The following is a 21,534-nucleotide window of genomic DNA, read 5'->3' as shown; positions in this document are numbered from 1 at the left end:
TACCAATAAAAATAGGCGTTAAAGACTGCGGAGAAAGTATTCATGTCGACCATCCTGCCAACAAGGGCAGTGGGCTGTCAAGGCGGAAAGCCAGAAATCATTGCATTGCACAAAAAAACCCGGCCAAGGCCGGGTTTTTGCAACAGCAATCCAGAGTGCTGCTTACATATTGGGATAGTTGGGACCGCCGCCGCCTTCCGGCGTGCACCAGTTGATGTTCTGGCTGGGGTCCTTGATATCACAGGTTTTGCAATGTACGCAGTTCTGCGCATTGATCTGCAGACGCGGGCTGCCCTCTTCCTGACCGACGATTTCATACACACCAGCCGGGCAGTAACGCTGTTCGGGGGCATCGTACTTGGCCAGATTGAAGCTGATCGGCACGCTGGCATCTTTCAGCTTGAGGTGCGGCGGCTGGTCTTCGCTGTGATTGGTGTTGGAAATGAACACCGAGGACAGGCGGTCGAAGGTCAGCACGCCGTCCGGCTTGGGATAGTCGATGCGCGTGCATTCACTGGCCGGACGCAAGGCTTCGTGGTCGGCATGCTTGTGGCGCAGCGTCCACGGGGCTTTGCCACGGAACAGGAAGGTGTCGATGGCCGAGTAGATCATGGCCGGCCACAGGCCCCAGCGGAAGGACGGGCGGATATTGCGCACTTTGTGCAATTCTTCGTGCAGCCAGCTTTGCTTGAAGCGGGCGGAATAGCCGGTCGCTTCCAGCCCCTGTGCTTCCGGATTGGCCTGCAGCAGCTCGAACACGGCATCGGCGGCCAGCGTGGCCGACTTCATCGCGGTGTGCGTGCCCTTGATCTTGGGCACATTGAGGAAGCCGGCAGTATCGCCCACCAGCAAGCCGCCAGGGAAGGTCAGCTTGGGCAGACTCTGGATGCCGCCTTCGGACAGGGCACGTGCGCCATAGCTCAGGCGACGGCCACCCTCGAACACCCCCTTGATGGCAGGGTGAGTCTTGAAGCGCTGGAATTCCTCGAACGGCGAGAGGTAGGGGTTGGTGTAATCCAGCCCCACCACATAGCCCACGACAACCTGATTGTCTTCCAGGTGATACAGGAAGGAACCGCCGTAAGTGGCGGTGTCCACCGGCCAGCCCACGGTGTGGGTGATGGTGCCGGGCTTGTGGTTTTCCGGTTTGACTTCCCACAACTCCTTGATGCCGATGCCGTAGGTTTGCGGGTCGGCGCCGTCACGCAGGGCAAAGCGCTCGAACAGCATCTTGGTGAGCGAGCCACGACAGCCTTCGGCAAAGATGGTCTGGCGCGCCCACAGCTCCATGCCCGGTTCACCCGGCTGGTCGCCGTTCTTGCCGGTACCCATGGCGCCGGTGGCCACGCCCTTGACCGAGCCGTCGGCATGGTAAAGCACTTCGGCAGCGGCAAAACCGGGGTAGATTTCCACGCCCAGCGCTTCGGCCTGCTCGCCCAGCCAGCGGCAGAAATTGCCCAGGCTGACAATGTAGTTGCCGTGATTGTGCATCTGCGGCGGGGTAGGCAGCTGGATGGACTCGGTTTCCGTCAGGTAGAGGAAACGGTCGGACAGTGCCGGGGTATTCAGCGGCGCGCCCTTTTCTTTCCAGTCCGGTATCAGTTCAGACAGTGCGCCGGTTTCAATCACGGCACCCGACAGAATATGCGCCCCGATTTCCGAGCCTTTTTCCAACAGACAGACACTGATTTCCTGGCCTTTTTCTTCAGCCAGCTGCTTGAGGCGAATCGCGGCAGACAGCCCGGCAGGGCCGCCGCCGACGATCACCACGTCGTATTCCATATAATCGCGTTGCACCACATCTCCTTTGCGCCCGGAGGGCTGTCCTTATTGGCTGGCAGTCATCATGCAATGAAGCGGCCTTGCTCGTCAAAATCAAACAAGCGTTTAAACGGTGCCTTGCTCACGCAGTGTGGCAATCCTGGCAGCGTCGTAGCCCAGCGCGCGCAGTACGTCGTCGGTATGTTCACCCAGTTTGGGAGGGGCCTGATTGTACTCGACTGGCGTGCCGGAAAGTTTGATCGGACACCCTACCAGGGGCACATTTTGCCCTACGCTGTCCTGCAAGTGTATTTCCATGCCGCGATGCTGGATCTGCGGATCGCGGAAGGCTTCGTCCACGGTGTTGATCGGGCCGCAGGGCACCCCGGCTTCATCCAGTTGCTTGAGCCACTGTTCGCGGGTATTGCCCATGAAGGCTGCGGCCAGCACGGGCACCACGCTGTCGCGGTGCTTCACCCGCTGCGGATTGCTGGCAAAGCGTTCGTCGTCGGCCAGTGCCGGCAGGCCGATGACCTGGCATACCGCACGGAATTGCTTGTCGTTGCCGCAGGCCAGGATGAAATGGCCGTCGGCACAGGCAAATACCTGATAAGGCACGATATTGGCATGGGCATTGCCCAGCCGCGGCGGGACTTGCTGGCCGATCAACCAGTTCATATTGATATTGGCCAGCGAGGCCAGCGCGCAATCGAACAGCGCCATGTCGATGTACTGCCCCTTGCCGCTGCTGTTGCGCGCAATAATGGCCGCCAGAATGGCATTGCTGGCATAGATGCCGGTGAACAGGTCGGTGACCGCCACGCCCACCTTGTGCGGCTCTCCATCGGCCGGGCCGGTAATGCTCATCAGACCAGACATGCCCTGCACGATGTAGTCGTAGCCAGGCAGCTCGGCATAGGGGCCATCCTGACCAAAGCCGGTGATGGAGCAATACACCAGCCGCGGATTGAGCTGGCTGAGGCTGTCGTAATCCAGCCCGTATTTTTTCAGTCCACCCACCTTGTAGTTTTCAATGATCACGTCGGCATCGCGTGCCAGGGCGCGGACAATCTCCTGCCCTTCCGGCTTGGTGATGTCCACCGTTACCGAGCGTTTGCCACGGTTGGCACACAGAAAGTAAGCTGCCGTGCCATCCGCCAGGCTGGGCGGTGCCCATTGCCGGGTGTCGTCGCCGGCACCGGGCCGTTCCACCTTGAGCACTTCGGCACCCAGGTCGGCCAGCAACTGGCCTGCCCAGGGGCCGGCCAGTACCCGGGAAAGATCCAGAACCTTGATGCCTGCAAGTGCGCCCGCCATGGTGTTCTCCTGATTGATTCGTTAATGGCCGCCTGGCGGCCGGATGGACAGTGTGATGCCGCCGCGCGAGCAGCCACATGACGCTGTGCACCAAAAAAAGGGCCCGGTACTCACCGGGCCGCACAAGGACAGACAGGAACCAACAACAGGGGCAGGTGGAGCCATGCCCCCGCTGTGCTATCAGGCAAATGCCTGAATACCGGTCTGGGCTCGGCCCAGAATCAGGGCATGCACATCGTGCGTGCCTTCATAAGTGTTGACGGCTTCCAGGTTCATCACATGGCGGATGACGTGGAATTCGTCGGCAATGCCGTTACCGCCGTGCATGTCGCGGGCGATACGGGCGATGTCCAGCGACTTGCCGCAGTTGTTGCGCTTGATCAGCGAAATCATTTCCGGTGCAGCCTTGCCTTCGTCCAGCAAACGGCCGACACGGATGGCCGCCTGCAGGCCCAGCGCGATTTCGGTCTGCATATTGGCCAGCTTGAGCTGGATCAGCTGGGTGGCGGCCAGCGGGCGGCCAAACTGCTTGCGGTCCAGCGTGTACTGGCGAGCGGCGTGCCAGCAGAACTCGGCGGCACCCATCGCACCCCAGGCAATGCCATAACGGGCCTTGTTCAGGCAACCGAACGGGCCTTTCAGACCCTTCACACCCGGCAGGATGGCATCTTCCGGCACCAGCACTTCGTCCATGACGATTTCACCGGTAATGGAGGCACGCAGGCTGAACTTGCCGTGAATCTTCGGTGCAGACAGACCCTTCATGCCTTTTTCCAGCACAAAGCCGCGGATTTCGCCTTCGTCATCCTTGGCCCATACCACGAATACATCGGCTACCGGGCTGTTGGTGATCCACATCTTGCTGCCGGACAGCACATAACCGCCATCGACCTTGCGAGCGCGGGTTTTCATGCCGGCCGGGTCGGAACCGGCATCCGGTTCGGTCAGGCCGAAACAGCCCACCCATTCGCCGGTGGCCAGCTTGGGCAGGTATTTGTCTTTCTGCGCTTCCGAGCCATAGGCCCAGATCGGGTGCATCACCAGGCTGGATTGCACGCTCATGGCCGAGCGGTAGCCGGAATCGACACGCTCCACTTCGCGGGCTACCAGGCCGTAAGCCACGTGGCTGAGACCGGCACAGCCGTAGCCGTCGATGGTGCAGCCCAGCAGGCCCAGTTCGCCCATCTCGCTCATGATTTCGCGATCGAAGCGTTCTTCACGATTGGCCGTCAGCACGCGCGGCATCAGGCGATCCTGGCAATAGGCTTCGGCGGTCTGCTGGACCAGACGTTCTTCTTCGGTCAGCTGATCGGCCAGCAGGAAGGGATCTTCCCAGGCAAAGGGTGCGCGGCTGTTGGATGCGGCCATCGAGAGTTCTCCTTGGTTTTGCTTGTTCCGCATTGCGGAATTGCGTTTTACATTGCAGAATAGACTAACAACTCCAAATTCGCCTGTAAAGCGTTTTGTTTGATCCTGGCGGCAAGCAGGCTATGCTTGCCGCTCACGCGCTAGCGCCAGGTTGGAAAATCCAGGCCATCAAGATAGAAATGAGGAAAGCAATGCAGGAAGAGGATGACAAGGACCGGTTATTCGTCACCGCGCTGGCGCGGGGTTTGCAGGTATTGGCGGCGTTCCGCCCCGGCGAATCGGCGCTATCCAACCTGGAAATCGCCAAGCGTACCGGCCTGCCCAAGTCCACCGTGTCACGGCTGACTTACACCCTGACCAGGCTGGGTCATCTGTCGCAGGATGAACACAGCGGCTTTTACCGGCTGGGGGTGGCACTGCTGGCGCTGGGCTCGGTGGTGCTGGCCAGCTATGACATCCGCCAGGTGGCCGGCCCGCTGATGCGGGAATTTGCCCTGGCAAACAATGTGTCGATCAGCCTGGCCATGCGCGATGGCACCGATATGGTGTATCTGGAAACCTGTCGCAGCCAGTCGCGGGTCAGCGTGCAGCTGACCGTGGGCTCACGGGTGCCGATTGCCACTACCGCCATCGGCCGGGCCTTTTATGCCGGACTACCGGTAAATGTGCGCCAGCAACTGGATGGCGAACTGGCTGCGCGTTATGGCGAACGCTGGCCGGCGCTGCAACAACGGCTGCAACAGGCGATGGAGGAATACCTGCGCTGCGGCTATTCGGCATCATTTGGCGAATATGAACCGGATGTGATGGCGGTAGGTGTGCACCTGCCCTCGCCCAATCCGGGCCAGCCGCCGATGAGCCTGAACGCCAGCGGCCCGGCCTTTGCCTTCAGCGCCGAGGTGATGCAGCAGCAAGTTGCCCCGGCGCTGATTGCCCTGCGCCAGCGCATCGTGCCGGTGGCCTGAGGCGTTACACGAGATAGCAAAAAGCCGCCAACAGGCGGCTTTTTGCTTGCGGGCAGATCCGGATTCAGGCGCTCTGGATGTAATGCACCAGCTGGTTGATGACCTGCGCCTGCTCCTGAATGGTGGCATGGACCAGGTCGCCGATGGACAACATGCCCTGCACCGTCTTGCCTTCCAGCACCGGCAGGTGGCGGATGTGCTTTTCCGTCATCAGCGCCATGCACTCGTCCGACCTCTGGTCCGGCGTGACATACACCACCTTGCTGGTCATGATGTCGCGGATGCGGGTGCCAGCCGAAGTACGGCCCTGCAGCACGATGCGCCGTGCATAGTCGCGCTCGGAGAATATCCCCACCACGTCGCCGCCTTCCATCACCAGCACCGCACCGATGTCGTGCTCCGCCATCACCTGCAAAGCCTGAAACACGGTACTTTCCGGCGATACCGTCACCAGCACGCGCCCGGACTTCTGCTCCAGCAACTGTCTGACTGTCTGCATTGCACCCTCCCTGTTCGGCCAAGAGAACCTGATACAACCTGTTTTAATACTATAGAACAAGACTGATCAACGAAATGGCAGAAGGTATATCGTGCCCTTGCCCGGCCGCCACGCCGCCATGAAAAAGGCCGGTCAACATCGCTGTTGCCGGCCTGGCTTGCTGAGTGCTGACGCCTAGCTGGCGCGGATCATGGTGCCGACACCGTCGTCGGTCATGATTTCCAGCAGCAGGGCATGCGGCACACGGCCATCGATGATGTGCACGGTATTCACCCCGCTGCGCGCCGCATCCAGCGCCGAGCTGATCTTCGGCAGCATGCCGCCGTGGATGGTGCCATCGGCAAACAGTGCGTCCACTTGCTGGGCGGACAGGCCGGTCAGCAGCTTGCCCGCCTTGTCCAGCACGCCCGGGGTATTGGTCATCAGGATCAGTTTTTCGGCATTCAGGGTTTCAGCCAGCTTGCCGGCCACCAGGTCGGCATTGATATTGTAGGCTTCACCATTGGCACCTACGCCGATGGGGGCTACCACCGGGATGAAATCCTGACGGTCCAGCAGTGACACCAGCGAGGGGTCGATGCTGGAGATTTCACCGACCTGGCCGATGTCGATCTTGTCTTCGCTCTCATCGCTGAGGAACATCTTTTCCGCGCGGATGAAATGGCCATCCTTGCCGGTGAGGCCAACCGCCTTGCCGCCATGGGTGTTGATCAGCGAGACGATTTCCTTGTTCACCAGGCCGCCCAGCACCATTTCCACCACGTCCATGGTTTCCTGGTCGGTCACGCGCATGCCCTGGATGAACTTGCCTTCCTTGCCCACGCGCTCCAGCAGCTCGTTGATCTGCGGGCCGCCGCCATGCACCACCACCGGATTGATGCCCACCAGCTTGAGCAGCACGATGTCCTTGGCAAAGCCTTCTTTCAGGGCATCGTCGGTCATGGCGTTGCCACCGTACTTGATCACGATGGTCTTGCCGGAAAAACGGCGGATATACGGCAGGGCCTCGGCGAGAACCAACGCTTTTTCAGCGGCATTTACAGACACGACACTCTCCTTCTGAGGATAAGGACCGGAGCCATTCCGGCCACTGGCGACAATGTGTTGCATTCTAATCAATCAAGCTACTGAACAGTGATTTATTAATTGTCATGACAAGGCAATTGCACTACATTGCCGGACATTAATGAATATTGATTCAGTTAAATCCATGACCGAAAACTGCCCTATCGCCCGCTGGCGTAGGAAAAAAGAAGCCCGCCCGGCTGAAATCCTGGATGCCGCCCTCAGCCAGTTTGTCGAAAAAGGCTATCGCGCCACCAAGATGGAAGACATTGCCCGCGCCGCAGGGGTGACCAAGGGCACGCCCTACCTGTACTTCCAGAATAAGGAAGAAATTTTCAAGGCGATTGCCCGCGGCACTTTCGTGGCCAATCTGCAGCAGCTGGACAGGCTGGCCGATGATTTCGACGGTTCCGCCAGTGCACTGCTCCATCAGATGGTGGCGCACTGGTGGCAGGAAGTGGGCTGCTCCCCTTCGGCCGGCCTGTGCAAGCTGATGATTGCGGAAGCGGCCAATTTCCCCGAACTTGCCCGCTTCTACTTTGAAGAACTGATCGCCCCCAGCAACCAGCTGCTGAGCCGGGTGCTGCAACGCGGCATCGATAGTGGCGAGTTTCGCGCCGTGCCGCTGGTGCACACCGTCGATGCCTTGCTGGCCCCCTTGCTGACCACCATGATTTTCAGCCACTCCTTCGGCCAGTTGCCTGGCTGCTGCATCGGTTCCACCAAAGACCCGCTCGGCTTTCTGCAAGACGCGCTGGATCTGGTGCTGCACGGCCTGAAAAACAACTGACAGGAAACATGCCCATGTCCACCTCTCCCCACCTCTGGCGCTTTACCCTGCTTGGCTTGCTGCTGCTGGCCGGCTGCAGCAAACAGCAGGCCCCCAGCGAAGAAGTCCGGCCGGTACGCGTGGTCAGCGCCGGCCAGCACGGCATAGACAATGGCAACAGCTTTGCCGGACAAGTCCGCGCCCGTACCGAAACCGATCTGGCCTTCCGCATCGGCGGCAAGGTGATCGCCAAGCTGGTCAATAGCGGCGAGCATGTGCGCAAAGGTCAGGTGCTGGCCCGGCTGGATGCCAGCGACACCAGCCTGGACATCAGCGCCAAACAGGCACAACTGGCGGCGGCAGAATCCGACCTTGCCCAGCAGCAGCTCAATCTGAAGCGTTACCAGGAGCTGCTGGCCAAGCAATTCATCAGCCAGGCGCAGGTGGACAGCCAGCAAAATGGCGTCAACGCGGCGCGCGCCAAGCGTGACGAGGCACGCGCGCAGCTGACCGCCAGCCGCAATCAGGGCAGCTACACCCAGCTGGTCGCCGATGCCGACGGCATCGTCAGCCAGATGCTGGCCGAGCCGGGGCAGGTGGTGGCCGCGGGCCAGACCGTGGCACGGCTGGCACATGACGGCGAGCGCGAAGTCGCGATCCAGCTTCCGGAAAACGCCCTGGCCAGCGTGCGCCAGCAACAAACCTTCACCATCAGCCTGTGGGCCGGCAAACAGCAATACCAGGGCCGGCTGCGTGAACTGGCCGGCGATGCCGATCCGGCCACCCGCACCTATGCCGCACGCATCACCCTGCCACAAGCCGCTGGCCTGGCTCTGGGCCAGACGGCCACCGTGTCCCTGCCCGGCGCCAGCCACGGCGACAGCAGCGCCATGCGGCTGCCGCTGACCGCACTGCTGGACGAGCAGGGCAAGCATGCGCTGTGGATTGTCGATCCCAAGACGCTGCGCGTCAGCCGCCGCGCCGTCAGCGTGCTTAATATCGACAGCGACAGTGCCAGCGTACGTGGGGCGCTGCAGCCGGGCGAGCTGGTGGTGACTGCCGGTGTCCACCTGCTGCATGAAGGCCAGCGCGTGCTCCTGCTGCAGCAAGGCGAACAGTAATGAAGAAAATCAATCTGTCGGAATGGGCACTGCGCCACCAGGCACTGGTGTTCTACTTCATGGTGATGCTGATGGTGTCCGGCCTGTGGGCCTACACCCAGCTGGGGCAGAAGGAAGACCCGGAATTCACCTTCAAGGCCATGCTGGTGCAGACCTACTGGCCAGGAGCCAAGGCCGAGGAGGTAGAGCAGCAGATCAGCGACCGGCTGGAAGAAAAGCTGCAGGAAATGCCGGAAATCAAGTATGTGCAGAGCTATAGCAAGCCGGGCGAATCGCTGCTGCTGATCGCTCTGCGTGAGGATATCCCGGCCAAGAACGTGCCTGGCCTGTGGTATCAGGTACGCAAGAAACTGGGCGATGTGCGCAGCAGCCTGCCAGCAAGCACCCAGGGCCCCTTCTTCAATGACGAGTTCGGCGATACCTTCGGCAATATCTACGCCTTTACCGGTGACGGTTTCAGCGCCGAAGAACTGCGCCGCTATGTCGATCGTGCCAAGGAAGAAATCCTGCGCGTGCCGGATGTGGGCAAGGTCAGCCTGGTGGGCGAGCAAAGCGAAAACATCTACATCGACCTCTCCAGCAGCAAGCTCGCCTCGCTGGGGCTGGATACCGGCAGCATCTGGACTGCGCTGCAGCAGCAAAACGCCATGCTGCCCGCGGGCAGTTACGAAACGGCCAGCGACCGCATCTGGGTGCGCCCTACCGGCAATTACAGCACGGTGGAGGCCGTGGCCAACACGCCCATCGTGGCCAATGGCAAGACGCTGCGGCTGGGTGATATCGCCAGCATTCACCGCGGCTTCATCGACCCGCCCTCCTTCCGCATGCGCTTCAACGGCCAGCCGGCCTTGGGCCTGGCCATTTCGATGAAAACCGGGGGCGATGTGCTGAAGCTGGGCGAGCATCTGGATGCTGCCTTGCAGCGGATCCAGGCCAAGTTGCCAGTGGGCATACAGATTCACGCCGTGTCCGACCAGCCCAAGGTGGTGAAAGGCGCCGTCGGCGAATTCATGAGCTCGCTGATCGAGGCGGTGCTGATCGTGCTGGCCGTCAGCTTCTTCAGCCTGGGCCTGCGTACCGGGGTGGTGGTGGCGCTGTCGATTCCGCTGGTGCTGGCCATGACCTTTCTGGCCATGTACTTTTTCAAGCTCGATCTGCAACGCATCTCGCTGGGATCGCTGATCATCGCGCTGGGCTTGCTGGTGGACGATGCCATCATCGCCGTGGAAATGATGGCGCTGAAGCTGGAACAGGGCTGGAACAAGTTCCAGGCCGCGACGTATGCCTATACCAGCACCGCCTTCCCCATGCTCACCGGCACGCTGATTACCGCGGCCACCTTCCTGCCGGTGGGGCTGGCCAAATCCGACGCGGGCGAATATGTGTTCAGCCTGTTTGCCGTGGTCGGACTGGCACTGATCCTGTCCTGGATCGTCGCCGTGGTGTTTACTCCGTTTCTGGGTTACAAGCTGCTGCCGGAACAGGCCATGCATCACCAGACGCATGATGTGTACCAGAAGCCCTTCTACATCCGTTTTCGGGCGCTGCTGGAATGGTGCCTGCACTACCGCAAGACCGTCATCGCCATCACGCTGGGGGTTTTCGTGCTGTCCTTGCTGGCCTTCCGCCTGCTGGTGGCCCAGCAGTTCTTCCCCTCGTCCAACCGGCCGGAGCTGATGGTGGACATGTGGCTGCCGCGCGGTGCCAGTTTTGCCGCCACCGAAGGCGAAGTGAAAAAACTGGAAGCACTGATCAAGCAGGACAGGAACGTGCTCAGCGTCACCAGCTATGTCGGCAGTGGCAGCCCGCGCTTCTACCTGCCGCTGGACCAGCAGCAACAGCATCTGAACTACGCCCAGCTGATGGTGATGACCGGCGACGAGCATGTGCGCGAACAGGTCAAGGCACGGCTGGAGTCCATCTTCGACCACGACTTCCCGCTGGTGCGCGGCCGGGTGACCCGGCTGGAAAACGGCCCGCCGGTGGGCTATCCGGTACAGTTCCGCGTCATGGGACCGGATCATGACAAGATCCGCGCCATTGCCGCCCAGGTAGAACAAAAGGTGCGCGCCCATCCGGCCAGCCGCCACGTCAATATCAACTGGGGCGAGCAGCAGAAAGCGCTACGCATCACCCTGGATCAGGACAAGATCCGCCTGCTGGGCATCAACAGCCAATCCTTGTCGCAACAGCTGCAGATGCTGATTTCCGGCGCCACCATCACCGACTATCGCGATGGCAACCGTACCGTGGGCATTGTCGCCCGCCTCAACAAGCAGGAGCACAGCGACGTGGCCGCCCTCGGTGATCTGCAGGTGCAAACCGCCAGTGGCCGCTTTGTACCGGTATCCCAGCTGGGCAAGATCGACTATCAGCCGGAAGAATCCATCATCTGGCGGCGCAACCGCCTGCCCACCATCACCGTCAATGCCGACGTGGCCGACGGCGTGCAGGGGGATGATGTATCCGCCGCACTCTGGCCGCAGATGCAGCAGCTGGAACAAACCCTGCCGCTGGGCTATCACATCGAGCTGGGCGGATCGATGGAGTCCAGTGGCAATTCGCAGAGCGCCATCGCCGCGGTCGCGCCCTTCATGATCGTGGTGGTACTGACCCTGCTGATGCTGCAGCTGCAAAGCTTCCAGCGCACCCTGATGGTCTTGCTGACCGCACCACTGGGCATGATAGGCGTGACGCTGACGCTGATCATCTTCCATGCGCCCTTTGGCTTTGTCGCCATGCTGGGGGTGATTGCCCTGTCCGGCATGATCATGCGCAACTCGGTCATCCTGGTCGACCAGATCGAACAGGACATCCGCGAAGGCATAGACCGGCACGAGGCCATCATCGGTTCGACGGTACGGCGCTTCCGCCCCATCATGCTGACCGCGCTGGCCGCCATCCTGGCCATGATCCCGCTGACCCGCAGCACCTTCTGGGGGCCGATGGCCGTGGCCATCATGGGCGGCCTGCTGGTGGCCACGGTGCTGACCCTGCTGTTTTTGCCCGCCCTGTACGCCCAGTGGTTCAGGGTGGAAAGCAAACCGAAGAGAACATCATGAAGACATACGCCCACTGCGCACCGCTGTTGAGCGGACTGGCCCTGCTGCTGGCCAGCACGGCCACACCGGCCTTCGACCTGAACCAGGCCTGGCTGGCCGCCCGCGACTACAACAGCGACTACGCGGCCTCGCGTGCCGATCTGGGCGCCGGTCGCGAACAGGCGGTGCAAGGCCGTGCCCAGTTGCTGCCACAAGTGGCGCTGACCGGCAGCTACAGCCACACCAACCCCACCCAGCCGGCCGGGCAGTCCACTTACGACAGCTCCGGCTATGGCGTGCAACTGAGCCAGCCGCTGTTCGACACCAGCAAGTACAGCGCCTATCAGAAAGGCAAGATTGCCAGCCAGCAGGCCGAAACCGCTTTCAGTGCGGCAGAGCAGCAACTGATCGTCGACATCGCCCGCGCCTATTTTGACGTGCTGCTGGCCGAAGACACCCTGGCCGCCACCCGCGCCAGCAAAAAGGCTTTTCACACCCAGCTGGAACAGGCGAAAACCGCCTTTGAGCTGGGCACGGCCACCATCATCGATACCCACGAAGCCCAGGCCGGCTTCGATGCCGCCAACGCCAAGGAAATCGTTGCACTGAACCAGCAGGAAATCAGCCAGAACAATCTGCGCCGGCTGACCGGCCTGGATGCCAGCGCCATCCAGCCCTTGCAGGAGCAACTGCCGCCACCGCCCGCCGGCACCCTGCAAGGCTGGCTGGAGACCGCCACGCACAACAGCCTGGCACTGCGCGCTGCCGAGCAGGCCTTGCAATTTGCCAGCCAGACCGTCACCGAAAAACGCGGCAATCAATTACCGGTGGTGGCACTCAATGCCGGTTATAACGACAACCGCAGCAACCAGGCCGGCATGATACCGGTCACCCGCGGCAGCAGCATCGGCGTGAGCGTCAGCCTGCCGCTGTTTGCCGGCGGCGGCATCAACTCGCAAATCCGCGAAGCGCTGGCCCGTGAAGAATCGGCGCGCGACAAGCTGGAATCCGCCCGCCGCCAGCTCAGGGAAGATGTACGCAAAAGCTGGCTGGGCGTGACCAATGGCGCGGCACTGGTGCGGGCACAGCAACAGCTGCTGGTCTCGGCCAAAAGCAAGGTCGACTCCACCAAGCTGGGCAAGGAAGTGGGCATTCGGACCAATCTGGACGTACTGCAGGCCGAGCAGGCTTACTACGATGCACTCACCAGCCTGGCCACCGCCAAATACGATTACCTGACAGCTCGCCTGCAGCTGGGACAAGTGGCGGGCACGCTGGACCAGCAGCAACTGCAGGAGGTGAATGCGGCAGTGCGGCATTAAGAAAATGTGTTACTTTTGATCAAATGGGGCTACTGTTCGCACAGCGGCCCCATTTTTCATGGTGTGCTGGTCTTGCAACAAGTGTTTAACTTTTTGTGGCAAGTGTAGCTTTTTGCTAAACACCTGATTAGAATCAAACGACTCTGGAAGCCGCCGATTCATCGCCCCGGCAGCTGGTTGACCCGGCAAAAAAGCATTGAAAGTGCCACCGCCGCAACCAGCCCTTCCGTCCAGGACATCGCCGCCAGGCACCCCAATCTTAGGAGAGATGGAATGAGCAACAAGGATCTGATGCAACGCAAGGCCGAGGCTACCCCGCGCGGCGTGGGTGTAATGTGTACTTTCTTTGCCGACAAGGCCAAGAACGCCGAAGTATGGGATATCGAAGGCAACCGTTACATCGACTTTGCTGGCGGTATCGGCGTACTGAATACCGGCCATCTGCATGACAAGGTACAGGCTGCCGTGGCCGCGCAACTGAACAAGTTCAGCCACACCTGCTACCAGGTCGTACCCTACGAATCCTATATCGATGTGGCCGAAAAGCTGAACAAGCTGACTCCGGGCAACTTCGCCAAGAAAACCGCTTTCTTCAGCACCGGCGCCGAAGCCGTCGAGAACGCCATCAAGGTAGCCCGCGCCGCCACCGGCCGTCCGGGTGTGATCGCATTTGGCGGTGCCTTCCACGGCCGTACCATGCTGGGCATGGCCCTGACCGGCAAGGTTGCCCCGTACAAGATCGGCTTTGGTCCGTTTGTGGGTGAGATCTACCACGCTGCCTACCCGAATGCCCTGCACGGCGTATCGGTGGAAGATTCGCTGGCCAGCATCGAAAAACTGTTCAAGTTCGATATCGAAGCCAAGCGCGTGGCCGCCATCATCTTCGAACCGGTACAAGGCGAAGGTGGTTTCTACTCCGCACCGGCCGAATGGGTGCGTGCCATCCGCAAGCTGTGTGACGACAACGGCATCGTGATGATTGCCGACGAAGTGCAAGCCGGCTTTGCCCGTACCGGCAAGCTGTTTGCCATGGAACACTACGATGTGACCCCGGACCTGACCACCATGGCCAAGTCGCTGGCTGGCGGTTTCCCGCTGGCAGCCCTGGTCGGCAAGGCCGAACTGATGGACGCACCGGCACCGGGCGGCCTGGGTGGCACTTACGCCGGCAGCCCGCTGGGCCTGGCCGCTGCCAGCGCCGTGATCGACGTGATTCAGGAAGAAAAGCTGCTGGAACGTTCCAACAAGCTGGGCGACCTGCTGAAGGAAAAACTGCACAGCCTGAAGAAAGACATCCCGCAGATCGCCGATGTACGTGGTCTGGGCGCGATGGTGGCCGTGGAATTCAACAAGCCGGGCACCCACGAGCCGGATGCCGAGTTCACCAAGAAGGTACAGACCAAGGCACTGGAATCCGGCCTGATCCTGCTGACTTGCGGCGTGTACTACAACGTGGTGCGTTTCCTGTTCCCGCTGACCATCGAAGACGAAATCTTCGCCGAAGCGCTGGCCAAGCTGGAAGCCGCCCTGAAGGCCTGATCGCTTAACGGCTGATGGCAACGGCCAATCCCGGCAGCGGGGTTGGCCGTCTGCACAAACAATATCCTCCGCCCACCTTCTGGAGAGAGACATGCTGAACCTGAAAGATCCTTCCCTGCTCAAGCAGCAGTGCTATATCAACGGCCAATGGCTGGATGCCGACAATGGCGAAACCATCCCGGTCACCAACCCGGCCACCGGCGAAGTCATCGCCAGCGTGCCGAAAATGGGCAAGGCCGAAGCCGAGCGCGCCGTAGCCGGTGCCGCCGAAGCCTTCAAGAGCTGGAAAAAGAAATCCGCCAAGGAACGCGCCACCATCCTGCGCCGCTGGTTTGACCTGATGATGGCCAACCAGGACGACCTGGCCGTCATCCTGACCTGCGAACAGGGCAAGCCGCTGGCCGAAGCCAAGGGCGAAATCGCCTATGGTGCTTCTTATATCGAATGGTATGCCGAAGAAGCCAAGCGCCTGTACGGCGACACCATCCCGGCTCCGGCTGCCGACCGTCGCATCCTGGTCACCAAGGAGCCGATCGGCGTAACCGCCGCCATCACCCCGTGGAACTTCCCCAATGCCATGATCACCCGCAAGGCGGCTCCGGCCCTGGCAGCAGGTTGCCCGATGGTGGTGCGTCCGGCCAGCCAGACTCCGCTGTCCGCCCTGGCCATTGCCGTGCTGGCCGAACGTGCCGGCATCCCGGCTGGCGTGTTCTCGGTACTGACCGGTGGCTCCAGCGAAATCGGCGCCGTGCTGACCGGCAGCGATACGGTGAAGAAATTCTCCTTTACCGGCTCCACCGAAGTGGGTCGCAAGCTGATTGCCCAATGTGCCGACACCGTCAAGAAAGTGTCGATGGAACTGGGCGGCAACGCACCGTTCATCGTGTTTGATGATGCCGATCTGGATGCCGCCGTCGAAGGCGCCATGATTTCCAAGTACCGCAATGCCGGCCAGACCTGCGTCTGCGCCAACCGCATCCTGGTACAGGATGGCGTGTACGATGCCTTTGCCGAGAAATTTGCCGCTGCCGTGGCCAAGCTGAACGTGGGCAATGGTCTGGAAGCCGGCATCACCCAGGGCCCGATGATCGACACCAATGCCGTGGCCAAGGTGGAAGAGCACATTGCCGACGCGCTGGCCAAGGGCGGCAAGCTGGTGGCTGGTGGCAAGCGCCACGCACTGGGCCACAGCTTCTTCGAACCCACGGTGATTACCGGCGTGACTCCGGCGATGAAAGTGGCCAAGGAAGAAACCTTCGGCCCGCTGGCACCGCTGTTCCGCTTCAGCACCGAAGAAGAAGCCATCCAGATGGCCAACGATACCGAATTCGGCCTGGCCAGCTACTTCTATGCCCGCGACGTGGGTCGTATCTTCCGCGTATCGGAAGGTCTGGAATATGGCATGGTCGCCGTCAACAGCGGCATCCTGTCCAATGAAGCCGCGCCCTTTGGCGGCGTGAAGCAATCCGGCCTGGGCCGTGAGGGCAGCAAGTACGGTATTGAAGACTATCTGGAAATCAAATACGTACTGCTGGGCGGCCTGGACAAATAAGTCCGGTCATCCCTGCTGAAAAGGCCACTTGCGCGGCCTTTTTCGTATCTGCCAAAGACCAGGGCCGCTCACGCGGCCCTGGTCTTTGCATCTGCCCACCAATCAATGCAGCTTGACGATGGTTTCCGACAGCGGAATGTCCGCCTCGCGCAGGCAATCGCACAAGTCCTGCCAGGTGGCATCCTTGTCCGGCGCCACGTCCGGCACCACCAGCCAGGGCGACCGTGCCAGCAGTTCTTCGCTGCCGCGCAACTTGAGACCCACTTCATAACCCTGCATTTCCGGCTGATATTCCGCCACGGCTTCCAGGTCCTGCAAGCCGCCGACACGGGTGGCAATCAGGGCCACGGTCAGCCCCAGCCGTTTGCGGTTCCAGGCACGTACCCCGGCCTGCAAGGACTCCCACCACGGCAGCGGTGCAAACAGCTCGGCTTCGCCATATTCCATCTCGGCGCCGATGGCCTGCTGCACCAGCGGCATCACCGCATCCAGCGCCTTGCGCGACAGCTGCCTTGCCTGCTCCACCGGCAAGGCGCCACGTTCCACCAGGAAGGGCAGCCAGGAAATCACCAGCTGCGGGTCCTGCGTCTTGCGGGCCGCCTCGTAAGTGGCACGCGACGACTCCGGATCCAGCGGCGCAAAATCACAGCCGGCGTCCATCACGCCGGCCAGATGCATCAGGTTCTGGCAGGCGCGCTCATTCAGCATGTCCACGGTAAACAGCGTGGGGGAAATCCACAGAATGGCTTTTTCCGGCACATCCAGCGCATCCGCCAGCGGCGTCTCCAGGCGTTCCAGCAAGGGGAAGTGCCACCACACCCCACCCTGCGCGCGGGAAAAGGCAAAGGGCAAGGCCCACAATTCGAAAGACATCACCGAGCCATCCGCCCGCACCACTTCGGGAAAGGCAATGGCATCGCGCGCGCTATTCACCAGCAAGGCACGCGCCACCGGTTCGCCCAGCAGGGATAACTGGGCTTCGGTGAACACCGCCTGATCCCCGCCCATCAGTGCCTGCTGCACTTGTGCCGCAAAACCGGCGCGGTGAATCGGGTCCTGCGCGGCGGCACGCGCCGCATCACGCAAGGTGCGGATGGCACGGCTGCGCTCGGCTGGTGGCAAGGGCTCGGTTGGCCCCTGGCGCATCTCCCTGGCCTTGGGGCCGACTTCGCGTTCGGCATAAGCCTCATGCAAACGCTGGTAGCAGGCGATGGCTTCGTCGCAGATGGCCTGCAGACGGGCCGCTGTCGGCGGCTCGCCACTGAAATTGAAATCAAACAGCCGCAAGCCGCGGTTGCATACGTAAATGCTGCGGTTGCCATCCACATCAAATAGCAGCGCGCTGGCAAATTCGTCTTCATCACGACCGGCAAAGTCGGTGAAATCATTGCCAACCAGGCGGCAGACAAAGGCCGGAGCAGCGGTATGCACCAGATACTCGGTCGCTTCCAGACCGGACTCGTCCACGGCGTCGCCAAAAATGAAGCGATTGGGCAATTGCGGCTCGCCCTTGATATGAGCATTGCGGGGATGAGGTGTCATCAGTCAACCAGAAAATCAGCAAAAACATCCCATTGTACCCGCCAGCCCGCCCGAGGTGAAACCTCGGGGAGCCCAAATGCCGCAATTTGGCTTATTGCCGGGTCTGTCTCCAGTTTGTCATCAACGCCGTCAATGATTGCTGCTGCTGCCCTGCTGCATCAAAATTGTCCGCGGACAGCCATTGCTCCAGCAACTGGCGCACCATCGGCCACTCGCCATCCAGTATCGAATACCAGGCGGTATCGCGGTTTCGCCCCTTGCTGATCATGGCCTGGCGGAACAAGCCTTCAAACAGAAAACCCAGGCGCTCGGCCGCCCGGCGTGATGGCAGATTGAGGGCATTGCACTTCCATTCGTAGCGGCGGTAACCCAGTTCAAAGGCATGGCGCATCAGCAAATACATGGCCTCGGTCGCCGCCGGCGTGCGTTGCAGCAAGGGAGAGAAATTGAGATGGCCCACTTCGATCACCCCATTGGCCGGGTCGATGCGCAAATAACTCGCCAACCCAAGAGCCTGCCCCGAACCAGCGTCCACTATGGCGTAAAACTGCGGATCAGCCAGACCCTCCATGCTGCTCAGCCATTGCCGATAGCTTGCCTGATCAGCAAACGGGCCATAGGGCAGATAGGTCCAGTTTGCGCCCTCGACATCCCGCCGCATCGCGGCGTAGAGCGCCTCACCATGGCGGGCCACCGACAAGGGCTCCAGCCGGCAATACTGGCCTTGCAGCACCACGGGCTGCGGCTGTGGACAGGGCTGCCACTGTGGCAGCGGCAAACCATGCAACTGGCCCAGGGCATTGGCTTCGCCAGCCGCCAGGCGCTGCGCGATAAAGGTATCGGACATGGGCACTCCTAACAGGCACATTGAAGGGAGGTGGCCGCCACCGCATGGCTGCCAACGGTGGCGTAGCCATCACGCTTCCACCAGTCCAGCCCGCCCTGCAGCTCTTTCACCCGGAAACCCAGCTGCAACAGCTTGATCGCCCCATTGGTCGAGCCATTGCAACCGATACCATCGCAAAATGGCACCAGCAAGGCATCACGCGGCAACGCTGCCGTGGTCTGTGCCGACATGGTACGGTGTGGCAAGGACAAGGCACCGGGAATGGTTTCTCTTTCGAATGCACTGGCCGCACGGGTATCAATCAGAATCACCTTCTCCCCGGCATCCAGTGCGGCCTTTACATCAGCGGCATCGATTTCATAGGCCAGCTTGGCCTGATAGAACTCCAGCTGCGTCATCACGCCCTCCTTGTTCATGCATTGCAATACAAGCAGATTACGGGCAAATTGATTCCTTCAAAAGAACCACTTGCCACCTTCACGCAGGAACCACTCGTCACCGTGCAAACCGACTGGATTATCGAACACCTGCAGCGCTGCCTGCTGCGCGATGGCCAGACCACGCTGGGGCAACAGCTCTACCGTCTGCTGCGCGAAGCCATTCGCAGCCAGCAACTGAAAGGTGGCACCGCGCTGCCGGCCAGCCGCACACTGGCGCAGGCGCTGCAGCTCGGCCGCAATACCGTGCTGGCCGCTTACGACCAGTTGCTGGCCGAAGGCTATCTGCACAGCAAGCAAGGAGCAGGCACCTTTGTCAGCCCGCTCTTTGCACAGCAAAGCGCCCATCTGCCACCGACCATGCCACATGCCGGCCTGTCACAGCGCGGGCAGCAACTTACCGCGCAGTGCCGCTTACCCACCGGGCTGACCGGTGCTTTTGCGCCTGGCCTGCCGGAATTACAGCAGTTCCCGCATCACACCTGGCAGCGGCTGCAGCAAGTGCGCAGCAAACAGGCTCCCGCACACTGGTGGCACTATCAGCAACAAGGCGGCCTGCCGGAACTGCGACAAGCCGTTTGCGATTATCTGCAACTGTCGCGCTCGGTACGTTGTCAGCCCGAGCAGATTCTCATCGTGCAAGGTGCCCAGCAGGCGCTGGAGCTGGCGGCCCGGTTGCTGAGCGATGCCGGCGACTGCGCCTGGATGGAGGATCCGGGCTATATCGGTGCCCAGGCTGCGCTACAAGCCGCCGGTCTGCAGCTGATTCCCGTCCCGGTAGACGAACAAGGCTTGAATCCGGCAGCCGCCCCTGTTGGCAGTACGCCACGACTGATCTACATCACCCCCTCCCATCAATATCCCAGTGGCGTGGTGATGTCGCTGCAACGGCGGCTGGAGCTGCTGCAACTGGCAGAAACCTGCAACAGCTGGATCATCGAGGACGATTACGACAGCGAATTCCGCTACGATACCCAGCCCATCGCCTCGCTGCAGGGGCTGGCCAGCAGCGAACGGGTCATCTATGTCGGCACCTTCAGCAAGGTGATGTTTCCAGCGCTGCGGCTAGGCTATCTGGTTATCCCACCCACCCTGACAGACAGCTTCCGCGCGGCCTATGCCCGCTTCTACCGTGAAGGCAGCTATGCCCAGCAGGCCGCACTGGCCGATTTTATCGAGCAGGGACACTTCGCCCGCCATATCCGGCGCATGCGCGAACTGTATCGCATACGCCAGCAGCTGCTGCGCCACACACTGGAGCATGCCCTGGGCAGCGCCGTGCCCCTGTCCGCAGGCCAGGCCGGCATGCATCTGGTCGCCCGGCTGCCAGCCCATGTCGACGACCAGCAACTGAGCAGCCTTGCTGCACGGGAGCAGCTATGGCTACGCCCGCTATCCGGCCATTATCTGCAACAGCCCGAGCAAAACGGGCTGGTGCTGGGTTATGCCGGCGTCGAAGAAACCCTTATCCGCCAGTCTGCCTTGCGACTGGCGCAATTGCTGGAGCCCATGTTGTGACCGATCACAAACCACCCTTGCTGATCAGCGCCTGCCTGCTGGGACAGCCTGTGCGCTACGATGGCCAATCCAAGAGCCAGAATGCCGCATGTCTGACACAGCTGGCATCGCATTACCAGCTACTGCCCGTCTGCCCAGAATGCGCAGGTGGACTACCTGTGCCACGACCTGCCGCAGAAATCATTCATGGTGATGGCCGGCAGGTGCTGCGCGGCCAGGCCCGGGTGGTGACGGCCAGTGGCGAAGATGTCAGCCAGCCATTCCGGGCCGGTGCCGAGCACACCCTGCAGCTGGCCAAGCAATATGGTTGCCAGCTGGCACTACTCAAAGCCAATAGCCCGTCATGTGGCAATCACGACATCTACGATGGGAGCTTCAGTCAACAGCTGCGACACGGCCAGGGTGTCACTGCTGCCTTGCTGCAACAACATGGCTTGCAGGTATTCAATGAAAATGAAATAGACCAACTGCTGGCGCTGGTGACCGACATGCATTGACTGGATGAGATCAGAATGCAAAAAGCCCGGAACAAGTCCGGGCTTTTTACTGCCAGCTAGCTGGCAAATGGGAAGGTTGGCGGTGTCCTACTTTCACATGGCGAATGCCACACTATCATCGGCGCTAAGGCGTTTCACGGTCCTGTTCGGGATGGGAAGGCGTGGGACCACCTCGCTATGGCCACCAAACACAAGCTGTCACCTGCTTTCCTGCCGGAATGACTCGACGGTCAGGAAAACAGTTAAATCAAAGCCCAGCTCGATTGAGCTGGGCTTTCAAAGGGGAGTCTGGCGGTGTCCTACTTTCACATGGCGAATGCCACACTATCATCGGCGCTAAGGCGTTTCACGGTCCTGTTCGGGATGGGAAGGCG

17 protein-coding genes and 2 rRNA genes are annotated in these 21,534 nt (G+C 61.1%); 9 read left to right on the top strand and 10 right to left on the bottom strand.

The features are described from left to right. Positions 1-162 precede the first annotated feature (162 nt). From DFR38_RS14180 to DFR38_RS14170, 3 genes are all read right to left on the bottom strand, one after another. Entirely contained in the window at positions 163-1,782 is a 1,620-nt protein-coding gene (locus DFR38_RS14180) for an electron transfer flavoprotein-ubiquinone oxidoreductase (RefSeq protein ID WP_059285282.1), read from the bottom strand. 105 nt (positions 1,783-1,887) lie between these two features. Then, positions 1,888-3,078 (bottom strand): CaiB/BaiF CoA transferase family protein, encoded by a 1,191-nt coding sequence (locus DFR38_RS14175; protein ID WP_059285264.1) that lies wholly within the window; start codon positions 3,076-3,078, stop codon positions 1,888-1,890. A gap of 180 nt (positions 3,079-3,258) precedes the next feature. After that, positions 3,259-4,446 carry an acyl-CoA dehydrogenase gene (locus tag DFR38_RS14170; protein WP_059285263.1) on the bottom strand — a complete coding sequence of 396 codons (1,188 nt, stop codon included), beginning with the start codon at positions 4,444-4,446 and terminating at the stop codon, positions 3,259-3,261. 191 nt (positions 4,447-4,637) lie between these two features. Between DFR38_RS14170 and DFR38_RS14165 the strand changes: the two genes are divergently transcribed. Continuing rightward, positions 4,638-5,411, top strand: coding sequence for an IclR family transcriptional regulator (locus DFR38_RS14165; protein ID WP_110313557.1), 774 nt, complete (start codon positions 4,638-4,640; stop codon positions 5,409-5,411). Positions 5,412-5,475: 64 nt separating this feature from the next. Here DFR38_RS14165 and DFR38_RS14160 read toward each other — a convergent pair whose 3' ends face one another. Next, positions 5,476-5,910: a CBS domain-containing protein gene (locus DFR38_RS14160; RefSeq protein WP_059285262.1), complete on the bottom strand. Its 435-nt coding sequence runs from the start codon at positions 5,908-5,910 to the stop codon at positions 5,476-5,478. Between the two features lie 174 nt (positions 5,911-6,084). Next, entirely contained in the window at positions 6,085-6,957 is an 873-nt protein-coding gene (argB, locus tag DFR38_RS14155; protein ID WP_059285261.1) for an acetylglutamate kinase, read from the bottom strand. Positions 6,958-7,096: 139 nt separating this feature from the next. On the opposite strand from argB, the gene DFR38_RS14150 reads away from it, so the two are divergent. From DFR38_RS14150 to gabD, 6 genes are all read left to right on the top strand, one after another. Further along, positions 7,097-7,765, top strand: a complete 669-nt coding sequence (locus tag DFR38_RS14150; protein WP_233170466.1) for a TetR/AcrR family transcriptional regulator — start codon at positions 7,097-7,099, stop codon at positions 7,763-7,765. Between the two features lie 14 nt (positions 7,766-7,779). Then, positions 7,780-8,865, top strand: coding sequence for an efflux RND transporter periplasmic adaptor subunit (locus DFR38_RS14145; RefSeq protein ID WP_059285281.1), 1,086 nt, complete (start codon positions 7,780-7,782; stop codon positions 8,863-8,865). Further along, a complete protein-coding gene (locus DFR38_RS14140; RefSeq protein WP_059285259.1) occupies positions 8,865-11,927 on the top strand; it encodes an efflux RND transporter permease subunit in 3,063 nt (1,020 codons plus the stop codon). The genes DFR38_RS14145 and DFR38_RS14140 overlap by 1 nt, the downstream gene beginning before the upstream one ends. Further along, entirely contained in the window at positions 11,924-13,228 is a 1,305-nt protein-coding gene (locus tag DFR38_RS14135) for a TolC family outer membrane protein (protein ID WP_059285258.1), read from the top strand. Before DFR38_RS14140 ends, DFR38_RS14135 begins: the two co-directional genes overlap by 4 nt. Positions 13,229-13,501: 273 nt before the next feature. Beyond that, complete coding sequence (gene gabT / locus DFR38_RS14130) at positions 13,502-14,767, top strand: 4-aminobutyrate--2-oxoglutarate transaminase (RefSeq protein ID WP_059285257.1); 1,266 nt, start codon at positions 13,502-13,504, stop codon at positions 14,765-14,767. 91 nt (positions 14,768-14,858) lie between these two features. Next, on the top strand, positions 14,859-16,319 hold the full coding sequence (gabD, locus tag DFR38_RS14125; RefSeq protein WP_059285256.1) for an NADP-dependent succinate-semialdehyde dehydrogenase: 1,461 nt from the start codon (positions 14,859-14,861) through the stop codon (positions 16,317-16,319). Positions 16,320-16,421: 102 nt separating this feature from the next. On the opposite strand, the gene DFR38_RS14120 is transcribed toward gabD, so the two are convergent. The 3 genes from DFR38_RS14120 to DFR38_RS14110 form a co-directional block, all read right to left on the bottom strand. Beyond that, positions 16,422-17,861, bottom strand: coding sequence for a hypothetical protein (locus tag DFR38_RS14120; RefSeq protein ID WP_110313556.1), 1,440 nt, complete (start codon positions 17,859-17,861; stop codon positions 16,422-16,424). 91 nt (positions 17,862-17,952) lie between these two features. After that, on the bottom strand, positions 17,953-18,708 hold the full coding sequence (locus tag DFR38_RS14115; protein ID WP_059285255.1) for a GNAT family N-acetyltransferase: 756 nt from the start codon (positions 18,706-18,708) through the stop codon (positions 17,953-17,955). A gap of 8 nt (positions 18,709-18,716) precedes the next feature. Then, the gene (locus tag DFR38_RS14110; RefSeq protein WP_059285280.1) at positions 18,717-19,106 is read right to left on the bottom strand and encodes a rhodanese-like domain-containing protein; all 390 of its coding nucleotides are present in this window, start codon (positions 19,104-19,106) and stop codon (positions 18,717-18,719) included. Between the two features lie 102 nt (positions 19,107-19,208). On the opposite strand from DFR38_RS14110, the gene pdxR reads away from it, so the two are divergent. Both pdxR and DFR38_RS14100 read left to right on the top strand, forming a co-directional pair. Next, positions 19,209-20,663, top strand: a complete 1,455-nt coding sequence (gene pdxR, locus DFR38_RS14105) for a MocR-like pyridoxine biosynthesis transcription factor PdxR (protein WP_059285279.1) — start codon at positions 19,209-19,211, stop codon at positions 20,661-20,663. Further along, complete coding sequence (locus tag DFR38_RS14100; protein ID WP_059285254.1) at positions 20,660-21,160, top strand: 2-thiouracil desulfurase family protein; 501 nt, start codon at positions 20,660-20,662, stop codon at positions 21,158-21,160. Before pdxR ends, DFR38_RS14100 begins: the two co-directional genes overlap by 4 nt. A 74-nt stretch (positions 21,161-21,234) precedes the next feature. Here the strand turns inward: DFR38_RS14100 and rrf (DFR38_RS14095) are convergent. After that, a 5S ribosomal RNA gene (rrf, locus tag DFR38_RS14095) occupies positions 21,235-21,349 on the bottom strand. 97 nt (positions 21,350-21,446) lie between these two features. After that, positions 21,447-21,534 (bottom strand): 5S ribosomal RNA (rrf, locus tag DFR38_RS21885); the annotation flags it as partial.

It is taken from the genome of Aquitalea magnusonii (assembly GCF_003202035.1).
GTDB lineage: Bacteria > Pseudomonadota > Gammaproteobacteria > Burkholderiales > Chromobacteriaceae > Aquitalea > Aquitalea magnusonii.
The sequence above is the reverse complement of the archived record's forward strand: the minus strand, read 5'-3'. Positions and strand labels throughout refer to the sequence as shown.

Coding starts and splice junctions, on each gene's coding strand:
- DFR38_RS14180 (WP_059285282.1), bottom strand. CDS start 1,782: ATGGAATACGACGTGGTGATCGTCGGCGGCGGCCCTGCCGGGCTGTCT.
- DFR38_RS14175 (WP_059285264.1), bottom strand. CDS start 3,078: ATGGCGGGCGCACTTGCAGGCATCAAGGTTCTGGATCTTTCCCGGGTA.
- DFR38_RS14170 (WP_059285263.1), bottom strand. CDS start 4,446: ATGGCCGCATCCAACAGCCGCGCACCCTTTGCCTGGGAAGATCCCTTC.
- DFR38_RS14165 (WP_110313557.1), top strand. CDS start 4,638: ATGCAGGAAGAGGATGACAAGGACCGGTTATTCGTCACCGCGCTGGCG.
- DFR38_RS14160 (WP_059285262.1), bottom strand. CDS start 5,910: ATGCAGACAGTCAGACAGTTGCTGGAGCAGAAGTCCGGGCGCGTGCTG.
- DFR38_RS14150 (WP_233170466.1), top strand. CDS start 7,097: ATGAATATTGATTCAGTTAAATCCATGACCGAAAACTGCCCTATCGCC.
- DFR38_RS14145 (WP_059285281.1), top strand. CDS start 7,780: ATGTCCACCTCTCCCCACCTCTGGCGCTTTACCCTGCTTGGCTTGCTG.
- DFR38_RS14140 (WP_059285259.1), top strand. CDS start 8,865: ATGAAGAAAATCAATCTGTCGGAATGGGCACTGCGCCACCAGGCACTG.
- DFR38_RS14135 (WP_059285258.1), top strand. CDS start 11,924: ATGAAGACATACGCCCACTGCGCACCGCTGTTGAGCGGACTGGCCCTG.
- gabT (WP_059285257.1), top strand. CDS start 13,502: ATGAGCAACAAGGATCTGATGCAACGCAAGGCCGAGGCTACCCCGCGC.
- gabD (WP_059285256.1), top strand. CDS start 14,859: ATGCTGAACCTGAAAGATCCTTCCCTGCTCAAGCAGCAGTGCTATATC.
- DFR38_RS14120 (WP_110313556.1), bottom strand. CDS start 17,861: ATGACACCTCATCCCCGCAATGCTCATATCAAGGGCGAGCCGCAATTG.
- DFR38_RS14115 (WP_059285255.1), bottom strand. CDS start 18,708: ATGTCCGATACCTTTATCGCGCAGCGCCTGGCGGCTGGCGAAGCCAAT.
- DFR38_RS14110 (WP_059285280.1), bottom strand. CDS start 19,106: ATGACGCAGCTGGAGTTCTATCAGGCCAAGCTGGCCTATGAAATCGAT.